Below are 14,971 nucleotides of genomic sequence, written 5' to 3' on the forward strand. Positions count from 1 at the left end.
TGCATCGATGAAGAGAAGATGTTTGAACGTCCTCGGCAGGCCTGGCAGCGACCTACTCTCCCGCGTCTTGAGACGAAGTACCATTGGCGCTGAGGGGGTTAACGGCCGAGTTCGGAATGGGATCGGGTGGGGACCCCTCGCAAAGGCCACCAGGCCAGCGGAGGACGTTCATGTGTTCTGATGGCCGCGCAATGAGCCTGGCCGTCCGGCCGTGCGGGGCGCCGATGAGGAGCCACGCACACGCTCGTTGCGCTGCGATCAGATCGTGAAACTGGCGGGTTGAACCCGTCCGGCAAAAGCCGGTCTTTCCTCAATCGTATTCGTTTCAGTTCTCGCCACCGCCTCACAACAAGCAGCCCGAAGGCCAGGCTCATTGCAGAGCAATCAGCAGAGAACCGTTCGCCATTGGCGAATGGGCATGAACTAATGAGAGTGATCAAGCCGATCGAGCGATTAGTACTGGTAAGCTACGCATGTCACCACGCTTCCACATCCAGCCTATCAACGTCGTCGTCTACAACGGCTCTCAAGGGAGAACTCGTTTCAAGGTGGGTTTCCCGCTTAGATGCTTTCAGCGGTTATCCCGTCCGTACGTAGCTACCCTGCAATGCGGCTGGCGCCACAACAGGTCCACAAGAGGTACGTCCACCCCGGTCCTCTCGTACTAGGGGCAGATCCTTTCAATTCTCCGACACCCACGGCAGATAGGGACCAAACTGTCTCACGACGTTCTGAACCCAGCTCACGTACCGCTTTAATTGGCGAACAGCCAAACCCTTGGGACCTGCTCCAGCCCCAGGATGCGATGAGCCGACATCGAGGTGCCAAACAACACCGTCGCTATGGACGCTTGGGTGTCATCAGCCTGTTATCCCCGGCGTACCTTTTATCCGTTGAGCGATGGCCCTTCCACTCGGGACCACCGGATCACTATGGCCGTCTTTCGACTCTGCTCGACTTGTCAGTCTCGCAGTCAGGCAGGCTTATGCCATTGCACTCAACGAGCGATTTCCGACCGCTCTGAGCCCACCTTCGCACGCCTCCGTTACTCTTTGGGAGGCGACCGCCCCAGTCAAACTACCCACCATACACTGTCCCGGGCGTAAGCCGCGGTTAGACATCCATGAAAGCAAGGGTGGTATTTCAAGGGTGGCTCCACGCAAGCTGGCGCTCACGCTTCAAAGCCTACCACCTATCCTACACATGCCGCCACGAATGCCAGTGTAAAGCTATAGTAAAGGTGCACGGGGTCTTTCCGTCTGACCGCAGGAACCTCGCATCTTCACGAGGAATTCAATTTCACTGAGTCGATGCTGGAGACAGCGGGGAAGTCGTTACGCCATTCGTGCAGGTCGGAACTTACCCGACAAGGAATTTCGCTACCTTAGGACCGTTATAGTTACGGCCGCCGTTTACCGGGGCTTCAATTCGGAGCTTGCACTCCTCCTTTTAACCTTCCGGCACCGGGCAGGCGTCAGACCCTATACGTCGTCTTGCGACTTCGCAGAGCCCTGTGTTTTTGATAAACAGTCGCTACCCCCTGGTCTGTGCCCCTCGGATCTGCTTGCGCAAACCCAAGGCCTCCTTCTCGCGAACTTACGGAGGCAATTTGCCGAGTTCCTTCAGCATCGTTCTCTCAAGCGCCTTGGTATACTCTACCAGTCCACCTGTGTCGGTTTCGGGTACGGTCTATACGGTGGAGCTATTTCCCGGAACACCTTCGCTGCCAGACCAATCCAATAAGGACTGACAACACACGGCATTCGTCACTACCACCAGGTTGCAGAATATTAACTGCATTCCCATCGACTACGCCTTTCGGCTTCGCCTTAGGGGCCGACTAACCCTGCGCAGATTAACTTTACGCAGGAACCCTTGGACTTTCGGCGAGGGAGTCTCTCACTCCCTTTATCGTTACTCATGTCAGCATTCGCACTTCCGATATCTCCAGGACCTCTCACGAGTATCCCTTCACGGACCTACGGAACGCTCCGCTACCGCTTGTCAAAGACAAGCCCACAGCTTCGGCACGTGGCTTGAGCCCCGTTACATTTTCGGCGCGGAGACCCTTATTTAGACCAGTGAGCTGTTACGCTTTCTTTAAATGATGGCTGCTTCTAAGCCAACATCCTGGTTGTTTTGGGGTCTCTACATCCTTTCACACTTAGCCACGATTTGGGGGCCTTAGCTGGTGATCAGGGTTGTTTCCCTCTCCACGACAGACGTTAGCACCTGCCGTGTGTCTGCTGGATAATTCTCTCGGGTATTCGGAGTTTGGTTAGGATCAGTAAGGCGGTAAGCCCCCATAGCCCATCCAGTGCTCTACCCCCCGAGGAATACGTCCAACGCTCTACCTAAATAGATTTCGCGGAGAACCAGCTATCACCGAGTTTGATTGGCCTTTCACCCCTAGCCACAAGTCATCCGAGAATTTTGCAACATTCAACGGTTCGGTCCTCCAGTTGGTGTTACCCAACCTTCAACCTGCTCATGGCTAGATCACCCGGTTTCGGGTCTAATCCGACGAACTGAACGCCCTGTTCAGACTCGCTTTCGCTACGCCTACACCTACCGGCTTAAGCTTGCTCGTCAGACTAAGTCGCTGACCCATTATACAAAAGGTACGCGGTCAGGCTTGCGCCCTCCCACTGTTTGTAAGCATCCGGTTTCAGGAACTCTTTCACTCCCCTTGTCGGGGTGCTTTTCACCTTTCCCTCACGGTACTGGTTCACTATCGGTCATCGAGGAGTACTTAGCCTTGGAGGGTGGTCCCCCCATCTTCGAACAGGATTTCACGTGTCCCGCCCTACTTGATACGTCAACGTCGGATCCACATACGGGGCTGTCACCCACTATGGCCCACCTTTCCAGATGGTTCTGCTTTCCTAAGTTGCTCGGCTGGTCCGCGTTCGCTCGCCACTACTAGCGGAGTATCGGTTGATTTCCTTTCCTCCGGGTACTGAGATGTTTCACTTCCCCGGGTTCGCTCCCTTTCGGGTACCCTTAACGGGTGGGTTTCCCCATTCGGACATCCATGGATCAAAGTTTGTTCGCAACTCCCCACGGCTTTTCGCAGCGTACCACGTCCTTCATCGCCTCTCGATGCCTAGGCATCCACCAGATGCTCTTAAGGCACTTGATCACTCTCATTATCGATGCCCACCCGAGATCCAATCGGATCAAACGCCCTGCGGAGGCGCGACGTCGTTCAACGTCGAATGGTGCTTCGATAAGGAAAGACCAGTTTCACGAGATCTGTTCGCATCATCCCCAAATGGCCGGTCAGGACCATCGGGGCAGGGGAGGGGTACATGTCTGCAGCTGAGCCACAGGATGTCGGAGATACCCTCCGCCCGTCGCATCGAAACCGATCCGTCGAGGAACGCAACGCTCGCGCGTTTCGTCTCCTCATCGATCCCGATGGGCGAACACATCTTCTCTTCACGATGTCAGTCTGAGCTTGGGCCGCACAAAGTGCTCGAGCCCGGCGCCGCATCCGCGGCGTATCCTGCAAAGCAGGAATTCGGTTCTGTTCCAGAACGGTAAACTTGGTGGAGCCTGTCGGGATCGAACCGACGACCCCCTGCTTGCAAAGCAGGTGCTCTCCCAGCTGAGCTAAGGCCCCTCTGTTTGCGTCGTCGGCGATCAGCCAAAACAAGCCAGACCAGCCAAATCCGTGGTGGGCCTGGATGGACTCGAACCATCGACCTTACGCTTATCAGGCGTACGCTCTAACCACCTGAGCTACAGGCCCCGCCGGCAACGCTCGCATACACAAGATGCGCGCATCACACAACGCTGGTTCGCGCCCAGCCCGTCCTCTCGTCGCCGAGAGGGGAGGGCCGGTCCCAACCGTTCTGTTCAGAAAGAGAAACGAAGGCGGCGTCGTCTCGCCAATGCCTGTGATCCGAAGATCCAGGCGTGTTTCCAAGCGTTCGGGAAAGGCAAGCCTTAATCCCAAACATCCTTAGAAAGGAGGTGATCCAGCCGCAGGTTCCCCTACGGCTACCTTGTTACGACTTCACCCCAGTCGCTGACCCTACCGTGGCTGCCTGCCTCCCTTGCGGGTTAGCACAGCATCTTCGGGTAGAACCAACTCCCATGGTGTGACGGGCGGTGTGTACAAGGCCTGGGAACGTATTCACCGTGGCATGCTGTTCCACGATTACTAGCGATTCCGACTTCATGCCCTCGAGTTGCAGAGGACAATCCGAACTGAGACAGCTTTTTGGGATTCACCCATTGTCACTGCCATTGTAGCACGTGTGTAGCCCAGCCCGTAAGGGCCATGAGGACTTGACGTCATCCCCACCTTCCTCTCGGCTTATCACCGGCAGTCCCTCTAGAGTGCCCAACTGAATGATGGCAACTAGAGGCGAGGGTTGCGCTCGTTGCGGGACTTAACCCAACATCTCACGACACGAGCTGACGACAGCCATGCAGCACCTGTCACCCTGTCCCCGAAGGGAAAACTGGATCTCTCCAGCGAGCAGGGGATGTCAAGAGCTGGTAAGGTTCTGCGCGTTGCTTCGAATTAAACCACATGCTCCACCGCTTGTGCAGGCCCCCGTCAATTCCTTTGAGTTTTAATCTTGCGACCGTACTCCCCAGGCGGATAGCTTAATGCGTTAACTGCGCCACCGAGATGCATGCACCCCGACGGCTAGCTATCATCGTTTACGGCGTGGACTACCAGGGTATCTAATCCTGTTTGCTCCCCACGCTTTCGCACCTCAGCGTCAGTACCGTGCCAGTGAGCCGCCTTCGCCACTGGTGTTCTTCCGAATATCTACGAATTTCACCTCTACACTCGGAGTTCCACTCACCTCTCACGGACTCAAGATCACCAGTATCAGAGGCAATTCCGAGGTTGAGCCCCGGGATTTCACCCCTGACTTAATGATCCGCCTACGCGCGCTTTACGCCCAGTAATTCCGAACAACGCTAGCCCCCTTCGTATTACCGCGGCTGCTGGCACGAAGTTAGCCGGGGCTTCTTTACTAGGTACTGTCATTATCATCCCTAGCGAAAGAGCTTTACAACCCTAAGGCCTTCATCACTCACGCGGCATGGCTGGATCAGGCTTTCGCCCATTGTCCAATATTCCCCACTGCTGCCTCCCGTAGGAGTCTGGGCCGTGTCTCAGTCCCAGTGTGGCTGATCATCCTCTTAGACCAGCTATGGATCGTCGCCTTGGTGAGCCGTTACCTCACCAACTAGCTAATCCAACGCGGGCCCATCCATCGGCAATAAATCTTTCCCCCAAAGGGCGTATCCGGTATTAGCTTCCGTTTCCGGAAGTTATCCCGAACCGATAGGTAGGTTCCCACGCGTTACTCACCCGTCTGCCACTCACCCCGAAGGGTGCGTTCGACTTGCATGTGTTAAGCCTGCCGCCAGCGTTCGTTCTGAGCCAGGATCAAACTCTCAAGTTGAGACAATCTGATCCGGCAAGATCACGTTTGCGACGAACTTCCCATAAAGAGAAGCCCGTTTGACGAGGACACACTCTCCGATATCTCATCGGAGCGGTCCGTCTTGAAAACGTGTCCGCCATTGTCTTGTTGATCCGCTCCAAACCCCGAAAGGTCCGAGCCGCGATCCGCAGAGACAACGCCGCCCACGTTTCTCTTTCTTCATCTATGCGATTGTCAAAGAACCCGAGGCCGAAACCTCGCCGGAAGAACCCGTCTTCCCAAACTTGGAGAGACAAAAACACCGGCCCGATCTCTCGGGTTGGCCCGGTCATTCTGTCCCTGAAACCTTCCAGGTGCGCCGCTCGTTGGCGTCGCTGCCCCGTCGGTGGATGGGGATATACGGATCACCGCTCAGGGTGTCAACACGGATCGATTTTTGGGGCTGTGGATAACTGCAATCCCTGTCACACGGATGTTGGGAGCGGCAGGTTTCCTGGACTTTTCGCCATTCTGACGGGCTTGGGTTTTTTTGCGCTCGGCGCCGTGCGAGCGGCGGCGAGCAAAAAAACGTCCGCGTCGGCCGAAAAAATAATCGCCGAGGCCGAAAAAAAGTTCCCGCGCCGTCTCGGGGGAGGGGCGGCCGATCGTTTCCCTGTGGCGGTCCTCGCGGTGACCGTTCGCACGGGGGCTCAGTCGAGGACGGCGGTGACCGGGCGGCGAAGGGCGTAAGGGCGATCCGGTCCCGAGCCGAAGCGCATCAGGAGATCCGGGCGGAGCGTCGCTTCGCCGGCGAGGGCGGCCAGAGCCGGGCGAAAGGCGGGGACCTCGACCGGCTGATTGAGGAAGGCTTGCTTGAGGCCGAGCCGGGTCGCGGTCAGCGCGAACCTTTGGCAGGCGCCTCCGATGGCGACCCACCCCGCCGGGCTCTCGGTTTCGGCGAAGAAGACCGCAAAGCCCGATGAGGAACGGATCGCGCGGGCATGTTTGTCGTTTTCGTTCGCGGCGGTGAAAAGGCGGTCGAAGAGGGCCCGGCCGAGTGGGCCGGGGACAGGCGGCGTTCCGGTCGTCGCCGCGAAGAGGCCGTCGGCGTGGGCGATCGCCTCGCGCGGGTTGAAGCGAAGCCAGGTCTTCAATTCGGCGACGAAGGCGGGATCGGCGATCTGCGCCGTGTTGGCCTCCACGACGAGATCGCGAACCGCGTCGATCGCCGCATCGGTCAGGATGACGACGCGCACGCCGGGCCCCTCCGCCGCGCGGCGCAAGGCGTCGATCATCGCCGGCGGCACCGGCTTGCCATCGTAGAGGGAGCGGGTCGTTTGGCGCCGAGGGATCGCGGCGAACATCGGATCGCGCATCGGCGCGCCCGGCGCCAGGCGATGGCGTACGCTGCCATTGGCGCCGACCTCGACGTCGCTCGATAGGCCGGCGGCGGCGGTGGCGAGCGCCAAATTCTGCGCCGCGCAGCCGAGGCTGACGAACAGATGATGATCGTCCGGGTCGACGACGGGGGTGCGCCGGGAATAGTCCGGCTCGATCGTGATCTCGTCTGGCTGCACCCGAAAGCGCCAGGGCTGCGTGTTGTGCCCGTTGGCGGCGAGCGTCGCATAGCGCAGAAGTCCGGCGGTCGTCGGCTCGGCGGGGAGCGGGGTGCGCAGGCGCGAGGTGAGTGCGTCATAAGTCGCCATCGATCCCGTCGCCGACCGCCACCAGAGGGCGCCGCTTGCCGCAAGCGCCGCGCCGGCTCCGGCGCCGATCAGGAGAGACCGTCGTTTCATCGCGGAACCCTCGTTACCGTTGCGCAATCCTGTCGTCCCGGTCCCTGGAGCGGGAGTGTTGCCTCGCCTGGAAGGCAAATCAAGGGTAGGTATGGGCCATATGGACTTGTAATGCGTTCCAGATGGTCTAAATTGAGAGCATTGGAGACAATGCGATGGAACAGGCTCTTCAAGATCGTCAAAATGCCGATGTCCGCGCCGTGGCGCTCAAGGCCTTCGGCCGCATCGCCGACGACTGGTCGCTGACCGTCAAGGAGGCGGCGGCCCTCGCCGACATGTCGGAATCGACATGGAAGCGGGCCCGCCGGCCGGGTTTTGCCGGCGACCTCACGCGCGATCAGCTGCTTCGTCTCAGCGCCCTCATCGGCCTCTATAAGGGGCTGGAACTTTATTTCAGTTCGCCGATCGCCGAAAGCTGGGTGAAGCGCCCCAATCGTGGCCCCGAATTCGACGGACGCCGCCCGATCGATGCGATGATCGAGGGCGGCTTGCCGAAGATCTTGCGGGTCCGAACCTATATCGATGCGTTGCGAGGCGGGGTTTGAGGTTCACCGAGATCAGCGAACGAGCCCTCGTCCGCCTCATTTCCGCGACCCACCACAAACCGCCGGTCCTTCGCGCCCTCGTCGACAGCGACGAGGAGGCGGAGGTCCTTGCAAGGCTCGAAGGGGAGACGAGCGCCCGCCTCATTGCCGAGCGTGAGGGCAGTCCGGCGCTCGACCGGCGCGAACTCGTCTTCGCGCGCCGCGCCCGCGATCTCACCCTTTATGGCGACACGCACATCAACGCGGCGTTCACCTACACACGGGCCAGCGGGAACCGCTTCAATAGCGGCGATCGCGGCGCGTGGTATGCGAGCTACCACGTGCTCACCTCGGCGGCCGAGGTCGGCTATCACCGTACTCGTGAGCTCGCTTATATCGGCCTCTTCGAGGATGAAGCGCTCTATGTGGAGCTCCTCGCCGACTTCATCGGGACCTTCCCCGATCTTGCCGACGAGCCGGCCCATCCCGCCCTCGATGCCGATCCCGAGATCGGCTATCCGGCCGGCCAGACGCTTGCCCTTTCCTTGCGGCGGGAGGGCTATCGGGGGCTCCTTTATCCGTCGGTGCGGGCGCCGGGCGGGCGCTGTCTCGTGGCGTTCGATCCGGGCATCATCCAGAATGTCCGGCCCGGCGCGACGTGGCGCTTCGTCTGGAACGGGGCGCCGGACTACACGCTCTGCGCGGTCTGAGCGGTCCGTCGATCGCCGCGCCGCGAGCGGGTGAAGGGCGCGCGCGGCAGCGTGTAGAGCCAGGTGAGCCCGCCCGCCTCGACGATCATGCGAAGGCCCAATGTCAGTGCGACGGCAGCGGCGACGATCGCCGGAACGCCCCAATAGCGCACCATCGGCGCGTCGGCCGCATATGTCGCGAGGAGGGCGGCGAGGGCGGCGACGATCATCACGTGCGCGACATAGATCGCCAGCGTGTTGCGGCCGAGATAGGTGAACACCACGCGCGACGGAAGGAACGCGGCGAGCGCCATCGAAACGGCTGCGCCGAGCGCCAATCCGGCGGCCGAAAGAGCCAATCGCGCGGCGCCGAAACTCAACCCGTCGAGATGGGCGACCGCGATGCTGAGCGCGGCGAAGACGAGCCCGCCGGCGAGCCCGATCGTCACCGGGCGCGCGGTGATCACGTGGAGGATCGAGGCGCCATACCACGCGCCGCCGAGGAAGAAGGGCGCGTACCAGATGAGATTGCGCTGCGAATAGGCGGCCGGCTCGATGACGCCGCCGAAGGTGAGGAACGCGAGCACCACGAAAATCGGAAACGCCACATGGCGCACCGGATAAAGAAGGTTCGCGAGCAGGAAGAAGATCGCGAGGGCCCAGATGAACCAGATCCCCGTATTGGGCGCGATCCAGGCGGTGACGAGCTCTGACATCGTGCGCCCTTCCTCCGGCGTCAGGACATTGGTCTGCACGTTGCCGAAATAGACCCAGCGGATCAGCGTCCAGAGCGCGAAGAGATAGAGGAGGGCCGCGATCCGGCCGGTGAAGAGGTCGCCGAAGCCCCGCGTCACCGCGCGCATGCCGAGAAGCCCCGAGACAGCGAAGAAGAGCGGCATCCGAACCGGGGCGAAAAGGTTGTTGAGTTGCGCATAGCCATACGATGCGAGATCGTATTGCCGCATATAAAGTGTCGCATGAAGGGTAACGACAAGTAGGATCGATGCACCTTTGGCGACATCGAGCCAGGCGATCCGGTCTTTCGTCGCCATGTGCGTGCGCCTTGTCTTGCAAATGTGTTGAGGAACACGGCGCAGTGTCGTCCCTATGAGGGAAAGATGCACCACCATTTGTTATGAGTGCGAACCGGCCGCCATCGCTTCGTCGGCTCGGCATCGCCCCTCAAGAACGACCCGGAAGGATACGCCGTGACACGACCGATCATCACCCGCACGGCCGCGACGGCCATCGGAGCGCTCGCGCTCCTCGCTCTCGCCGGTCCGGCGGCGGCGCAGAGCTTCGATTGTGCGAAGGCCGCGGCGGCGGACGAACACGCCGTCTGCCAATCGGGGGCGTTGTCCGCGCTCGACGACGAGATGGCCGCCCTCTATGACGACATCGAATCGCACGCTTTGATGGGCGTTTCGGGCGAGACGCGCGACAGTCAGGAGGCGTTCCTGGAGCACCGTGCCGCCTGCGGGGCGGACGATGCGTGCCTCACCAAGCTCTATCGCGACCGGATCGCAGAGCTCACCCGGATCAAGGCGGCGGTCGGGCAGGGCGCTGCGGACTGACGCGTTCGTCAGCCGCGCGGTGGGCCGATCGACCCGCGCTCGACGAACTCCGCCGCCACGTCCGCGTGCACGGGCGGTGCGTCGGCGTCCGCGCCCATTCGTTGCAGCAACATCGCCGCCGCGCGCCGGCCGAGCGCCTCCTGGTCCCAGCGCTGCACGCTGATCGCCGGGGTATGGAATTCGGCGAGCTCGCTTTCGCCCGCGCCGACGATCGAGATGTCGGCCGGCACCGCGAGCCGCTGCGTCCGCACCGCCCGCAACACCCCGGACAACAGATCGAGACCGCCGGCGATGATCGCCGTCGGTGGCTTGGCGGCCTCCAGAAGCTGGATCGTGAGGCGAAATCCGTCCGCCCGCAGGAAGCTCGATGCGCGGATGAGGCCCTCCTCGACCGGCAGACCCGCTGCCTCGAAGGCGTCCCGATAGCCGCGGACGCGTTCGTTCGCGGGGAAGATCTTCGGCGCCCCGGTGAGGAGCGCGATGCGCCGGTGGCCGAGCCCGATGAGACGGCCGACCGCCGCCCTCGTCGAAGACCTGTGATCGACGAGGATGCAATCGGCCCAGCGCGGCGTGTCCCTGTCGATGAGGAGGAGGGGGGCGCGAAAATCGAGAAGGGCGGTCTCGAATTCGAGATCCATCGGCGTGTAGGCGCCGAGCATCAGCCCATCGAGGCGCTCACGCGAGAAACTGCGGATCAGTTCGAGCTCCCGCTCGCGCGCGCCTTCGGAATTGGAAATGACGAAGGTGTAGCCGGCCTTTTCGAGCGTCTCGTGCGCCGCGCGGACGAACGCGGCGAGGGAGGGAATGTTGATGTCACGCACGATGCAGCCGACGATATCGCAGGACGGGCCGCCGCCGCTGCGGCCCGCCCCGAACGTTCCAGCGCGATAACCGAGCGCCTCCACCGCGGTGAGCACCGCCGCCCTTAATTCAGGCCGCGCGATCGTCCGTCCGTTGACGACGCGCGAGGCCGTGCCGATCGAAACGCCCGCCTTCTCGGCGACGTCTCGAATGGTGACCCGGTCTTGCTCTCTGCGCATGGTGATGGCCAATCGCCGAACGGGACTGCAGGCGATCGATCCCCGAACGGGATCCCGACACGATGAACCCGCAACCGTCGGACATTGTGGAACGCGCGGGCCGGGTCTCCGTTCCGATGGCGGACGGTTATGGAGGCGGTGCCGCCGCGCCCGATGGCGGCTGCGGTCAACGCTCTGGCCCGATCCGCAACGATCTCGCCCGATAAGGAAGGACGCGGCGTGTCCGACATCCCGACCCCACCCGTGACGAACACCTTCGCGACCCTCACCCTCGATCGGCCGGATCCCGACATCCTCCGCGTGACCCTCGATCGGCCCGCGGCGCGCAATGCCCTCGACACGCAGATGGGCCTCGATCTCATGCACCTCTTCGAGGGGCTCCAGGTGTCCGCCGAAGAAACCCGCGCGGTGATCCTGACCGGCCGGGGTGACAAGGCCTTTTGCGCCGGCGGTGATCTCAAGGAGCGGCGGGGCATGTCGGACGCGACCTGGACGAAGCAGCATCTGATCTTCGAGCGGATGGTGCGGGCGCTCCTCGCGTGCCCGGTCCCGGTGATCGCCGCCATCAATGGCGCGGCCTATGGGGGCGGTTGCGAGATCGCGGCGGCCTGCGATTTCATCTATGCCGCGCAAGGCGCGCGCTTTGCGCTCACCGAGGTGACGCTCGGGATCATGCCGGGCCTCGGGGGAACGCAGAACCTCGCCCGTGCGGTCGGCGCGCGGCGCGCCAAGGAGATCCTCCTGACCGGCGCCCCGTTCGGCGCCGAGGAGGCCGAGCGCTGGGGGCTCGTCAACCGCGTCTGCGCGGATGAGACCCTCATGGACGACACGCTCGCCACCGCCCGGCGCATCGCGCGCAACGCGCCGATCGCGGCACGGCAGATCAAGCAGTCCGTGAATCGCGGGCTCGATCTCAGCCTTTGGGACGGCCTCGCCTTCGAGATCGAGGCCTATCACCGTATGGTGCCGACCGAGGACCGCCGCGAAGGCGTCGACGCCTTCAACGAGAAGCGGCCACCACACTTCAAGGGGCGATAATGCAGCCGAGCGAACAGGTTCGAGAAATCTATCACCGCCGGGTCGGCGATCTCGTGATCACCACCCTTCTCGACGGATACGCCGATGCGGCGACCGACATTTTCGTCGGGATCGATCCCGAGGCGGCGACCGCGCTCCTCGAAGCGGGCGGCCAGCCGTCTCCGCCGCGCCTGTCCGTCAACACCTTCCTCGTGCGCGGCAACGGGTATACGGCGCTGATCGACACCGGGTCGGCGGATATGATGGGGGAGACGTGCGGCAAGCTCGGCGCGCGGCTCGCCGATGCCGGCCTCGCTTATGGCGACATCGACGCCGTGCTCCTCACCCACATGCATCCCGACCATTCGGCCGGCCTCCTCGACGAGGGCAAGGCGGCGGCGTTCGGGAACGCGGAGGTGATCCTTGCCGAGGCCGAACACCGCCATTGGCACGACGATGCGGCCATGGCGACGGCGGACGAGCGCCGGCGGCTGCGTTATTTCGAGGCCTCACGCGCGCAGATCGCGCCCTATCGTGGGCGCCTGCGCTGGGCCGAGGGGGAGGTTCTTCCGGGCATCACCGCCGTACCGCTTCCCGGCCATACGCCCGGCCATTGCGGCTATCTGATCGCCTCGGGCGGGGAGAGCGTCTTCGTCTGGGGCGACACGGTGCATGTGCCGGGCATTCAGATCCCGCGGCCCGATGTCGGCGTGCTCTTCGACTGGGACCATGACGATGCCGTCGCGAGCCGCAAGCGCGCGCTCGACATGGTGGCGACGGACAACATCCCGGTCGCCGGGATGCACGTCCATTTTCCGGGCTTTGCGCGGATCCTGCGCGAGGGGGCGGGCTACCGCCTCGTGCAAGAGGCGTGGGCGCACACTGTCTGAGGCATTCCGGCGAAGGCCCCGCGCCGCAAGCGGCCGGGGCGAGCGCGGCGGGGTGGGCGCGGCGCGCCGGTCAAGCTTCGGCCGGGCCGCGACCTCGGAAGGCGTCGGCCCGGCGCGGATCTATTCCTTCACCGCGCCCGTCATCGACGACACATAATGCTCGACGAAGAACGAGTAGAGGATCGCGACCGGCAGCGAGCCCATCAGCGCGCCCGCCATCAGCGAGCCCCAGTGATAGACGTCGCCCTCCACGAGCTCGGTGATCACGCCGACCGGCACCGTCTTGTTCTCCGACGAGGAGATGAAGGTGAGGGCGTAGATGAACTCGTTCCACGACAGCGTGAAGGCGAAGATGCCGGCCGAGATCAGCCCCGGTATCGACAATGGCAACAGGATCTTCACGAGGATCTGAAACCGGCTCGCCCCGTCGATCAGCGCGCACTCTTCGAGCTCGTAGGGGATGGAGCGGAAATAGCCCATCAGAAGCCAGGTGCAGAACGGGATGAGGAAGGTCGGATAGGTGAGGATCAGCGCAAACGGCGTGTCGAACAGGCCGTAATTGAAGACGATCAACGCCAGCGGAATGAAGAGGATCGACGGCGGCACGAGATAGGCAAGAAAGATCGCCATGCCCGTCAGGCGCGCGCCCTTGAAGCGCAAGCGCTCGATCGCATAGGCCGCGCACACCGCGCAGACGAGCGACAGGAACGTCGCCACCACCGAAACGAGCATCGTGTTCCACAGCCACAGCGGATAGCTCGTCTCGAAGAACAGCTTGTAGATGTTGTCGAGCGTCGGCTTGGCCACCCAGAAGGGGCTGTAATTCTCGTAGTCGTAGAGCTCCTCGTTCGACTTCAGCGTCGTGATCGTCATCCAATAAAACGGGAAGAGGAGGACGAAGAGGAAGATGAGGAGCGGGATATAAACCGTCACCACCTTCCGCGGCATGGAGATCAGATAGTCCGTGCTCGCGCCTTCGGGCTCCGACTTCGGGTTCTGCCGGCCCCACTTCCAGAAGCGGGCCGAGGCCCGGGTGAGGCGTTCTTCTTCGTCGATGGCCATGATACGCCCCTTTTAGTCCGAACCGCCCTGCTGCCAGCGGCGACGCTGCAGGCCGAAATAGGAGAACAGGATCGCCGCGAGCAGGAACGGGATCATCGAAACGGCGATCGCCGCGCCCTCGCCGAGCTGACCGCCGGGAATGGCGCGCTGGAAGGACAAAGTCGCCATGAGGTGCGTGGCGTTGAGCGGCCCGCCGCGGGTGAGGACGTAGATGAGCTGGAAGTCCGTGAAGGTGAACAGCACGGAGAAGGTCATCACGACCGCGATGATCGGCGTCAGCATCGGGAACGTCACGTAGCGGAAGCGCTGCCAGGGCGAGGCGCCGTCGATCACCGCCGCCTCATAGAGCGATTGCGGGATCGTCTGCAGGCCGGCGAGCAGCGTGATGGCGACGAAGGGGATGCCGCGCCAGATATTGGCGGCGATCACGCTCGCCCGTGCGTTCGCGGGGTCGCCGAGAAAGTCGATATATTCGGTGAGGATGCCGAGCTTCACCAGCGTCCACGAGATGATCGAGAACTGAGCATCGTAGATCCACCAGAAGGCGATTGCCGACAGCACCGTCGGCACGATCCACGGCAGCAGCACGACGGCGCGCAAAATCGCCTTGAACGGGAGGTGATGGTTGAGGATGAGCGCGAGCCACAGGCCGAGCCCGAACTTCACGATGCTCGCGACCACCGTGTAGAGGAAGGTGTTGAAGACGGCGAGCCAGAAGACCGGGTCGTCGAACAGCCAGGCATAATTCTCGAGGCCGATGAAGACGCCGGAGCGGCCTATCTTCGCGTCGGTGAAGCCGAGCCAGACGCCGAGGCCGAGCGGATAGGCGAGGAACAGAAGAAGGATCGTCGCCGCCGGCATCATGAACCACAGGCTCATCATGCCCTTCGACCGTGAAAGGCGCTTGAGGCGCCCCGGCTGCTCGATCGCGGCGGGCGCTCTTCTTTGATTGACGTCGACGGCCATCCTCACTCCTTCGGTGA

At 62.4% G+C, this 14,971-nt stretch carries 10 protein-coding genes, 2 tRNA genes and 3 rRNA genes; 5 read left to right on the forward strand and 10 right to left on the reverse strand.

Features of this window, described 5'->3' with window-relative positions; all coding sequences use genetic code 11:
- Positions 1 to 39 precede the first annotated feature (39 nt).
- The 6 genes from rrf to L1787_RS16795 form a co-directional block, all read right to left on the reverse strand.
- A 5S ribosomal RNA gene (rrf, locus tag L1787_RS16770) occupies positions 40 to 154 on the reverse strand.
- Positions 155 to 432: 278 nt separating this feature from the next.
- A 23S ribosomal RNA gene (locus L1787_RS16775) occupies positions 433 to 3,142 on the reverse strand.
- A 407-nt stretch (positions 3,143 to 3,549) separates the two neighbouring features.
- A tRNA-Ala gene (locus L1787_RS16780) sits at positions 3,550 to 3,625 on the reverse strand.
- A gap of 52 nt (positions 3,626 to 3,677) precedes the next feature.
- Positions 3,678 to 3,754: transfer RNA gene (locus L1787_RS16785), tRNA-Ile, on the reverse strand.
- Between the two features lie 217 nt (positions 3,755 to 3,971).
- A 16S ribosomal RNA gene (locus L1787_RS16790) occupies positions 3,972 to 5,435 on the reverse strand.
- The 16S, 23S and 5S rRNA genes sit together here with 2 tRNA genes alongside, the layout of an rRNA operon.
- 671 nt (positions 5,436 to 6,106) lie before the next feature.
- Positions 6,107 to 7,192, reverse strand: a complete 1,086-nt coding sequence (locus L1787_RS16795) for an Acg family FMN-binding oxidoreductase (protein ID WP_235710081.1) — start codon at positions 7,190 to 7,192, stop codon at positions 6,107 to 6,109.
- Positions 7,193 to 7,347: 155 nt separating this feature from the next.
- On the opposite strand from L1787_RS16795, the gene L1787_RS16800 reads away from it, so the two are divergent.
- Both L1787_RS16800 and L1787_RS16805 read left to right on the forward strand, forming a co-directional pair.
- On the forward strand, positions 7,348 to 7,737 hold the full coding sequence (locus L1787_RS16800) for an MbcA/ParS/Xre antitoxin family protein (protein WP_235710083.1): 390 nt from the start codon (positions 7,348 to 7,350) through the stop codon (positions 7,735 to 7,737).
- Entirely contained in the window at positions 7,734 to 8,426 is a 693-nt protein-coding gene (locus tag L1787_RS16805; RefSeq protein ID WP_235710085.1) for an RES family NAD+ phosphorylase, read from the forward strand. The genes L1787_RS16800 and L1787_RS16805 overlap by 4 nt, the downstream gene beginning before the upstream one ends.
- Here L1787_RS16805 and L1787_RS16810 read toward each other — a convergent pair.
- Positions 8,405 to 9,457 (reverse strand): acyltransferase family protein, encoded by a 1,053-nt coding sequence (locus L1787_RS16810; protein WP_235710087.1) that lies wholly within the window; start codon positions 9,455 to 9,457, stop codon positions 8,405 to 8,407. The genes L1787_RS16805 and L1787_RS16810 overlap by 22 nt on opposite strands.
- 156 nt (positions 9,458 to 9,613) lie before the next feature.
- Here L1787_RS16810 and L1787_RS16815 point away from each other — a divergent pair, with 156 nt between their 5' ends.
- A complete protein-coding gene (locus tag L1787_RS16815; protein ID WP_235710089.1) occupies positions 9,614 to 9,979 on the forward strand; it encodes a lysozyme inhibitor LprI family protein in 366 nt (121 codons plus the stop codon).
- Between the two features lie 8 nt (positions 9,980 to 9,987).
- Here L1787_RS16815 and L1787_RS16820 read toward each other — a convergent pair whose 3' ends face one another.
- The gene (locus L1787_RS16820) at positions 9,988 to 11,019 is read right to left on the reverse strand and encodes a substrate-binding domain-containing protein (protein WP_235710091.1); all 1,032 of its coding nucleotides are present in this window, start codon (positions 11,017 to 11,019) and stop codon (positions 9,988 to 9,990) included.
- A 219-nt stretch (positions 11,020 to 11,238) separates the two neighbouring features.
- On the opposite strand from L1787_RS16820, the gene L1787_RS16825 reads away from it, so the two are divergent.
- Positions 11,239 to 12,057, forward strand: coding sequence for an enoyl-CoA hydratase/isomerase family protein (locus tag L1787_RS16825; RefSeq protein WP_235710093.1), 819 nt, complete (start codon positions 11,239 to 11,241; stop codon positions 12,055 to 12,057).
- Positions 12,057 to 12,926 carry an MBL fold metallo-hydrolase gene (locus L1787_RS16830; RefSeq protein WP_235710095.1) on the forward strand — a complete coding sequence of 290 codons (870 nt, stop codon included), beginning with the start codon at positions 12,057 to 12,059 and terminating at the stop codon, positions 12,924 to 12,926. Before L1787_RS16825 ends, L1787_RS16830 begins: the two co-directional genes overlap by 1 nt.
- Positions 12,927 to 13,046: 120 nt before the next feature.
- On the opposite strand, the gene L1787_RS16835 is transcribed toward L1787_RS16830, so the two are convergent.
- The gene (locus L1787_RS16835) at positions 13,047 to 13,874 is read right to left on the reverse strand and encodes a carbohydrate ABC transporter permease (protein WP_235710472.1); all 828 of its coding nucleotides are present in this window, start codon (positions 13,872 to 13,874) and stop codon (positions 13,047 to 13,049) included.
- 126 nt (positions 13,875 to 14,000) lie between these two features.
- The gene (locus tag L1787_RS16840) at positions 14,001 to 14,954 is read right to left on the reverse strand and encodes a carbohydrate ABC transporter permease (RefSeq protein ID WP_235710097.1); all 954 of its coding nucleotides are present in this window, start codon (positions 14,952 to 14,954) and stop codon (positions 14,001 to 14,003) included.
- Positions 14,955 to 14,971: the final 17 nt, after the last annotated feature.

The sequence above is a fragment of the Acuticoccus kalidii genome (genome assembly GCF_021556395.1).
Classification (GTDB): domain Bacteria; phylum Pseudomonadota; class Alphaproteobacteria; order Rhizobiales; family Amorphaceae; genus Acuticoccus; species Acuticoccus kalidii.

Excerpts from the sequence above, each read along its gene's own strand:
- L1787_RS16795 (WP_235710081.1), bottom strand. The coding sequence starts at position 7,192 with ATGAAACGACGGTCTCTCCTGATCGGCGCCGGAGCCGGCGCGGCGCTT.
- L1787_RS16800 (WP_235710083.1), top strand. The coding sequence starts at position 7,348 with ATGGAACAGGCTCTTCAAGATCGTCAAAATGCCGATGTCCGCGCCGTG.
- L1787_RS16810 (WP_235710087.1), bottom strand. The coding sequence starts at position 9,457 with ATGGCGACGAAAGACCGGATCGCCTGGCTCGATGTCGCCAAAGGTGCA.
- L1787_RS16820 (WP_235710091.1), bottom strand. The coding sequence starts at position 11,019 with ATGCGCAGAGAGCAAGACCGGGTCACCATTCGAGACGTCGCCGAGAAG.
- L1787_RS16830 (WP_235710095.1), top strand. The coding sequence starts at position 12,057 with ATGCAGCCGAGCGAACAGGTTCGAGAAATCTATCACCGCCGGGTCGGC.
- L1787_RS16835 (WP_235710472.1), bottom strand. The coding sequence starts at position 13,874 with ATGCCGCGGAAGGTGGTGACGGTTTATATCCCGCTCCTCATCTTCCTC.
- L1787_RS16840 (WP_235710097.1), bottom strand. The coding sequence starts at position 14,954 with ATGGCCGTCGACGTCAATCAAAGAAGAGCGCCCGCCGCGATCGAGCAG.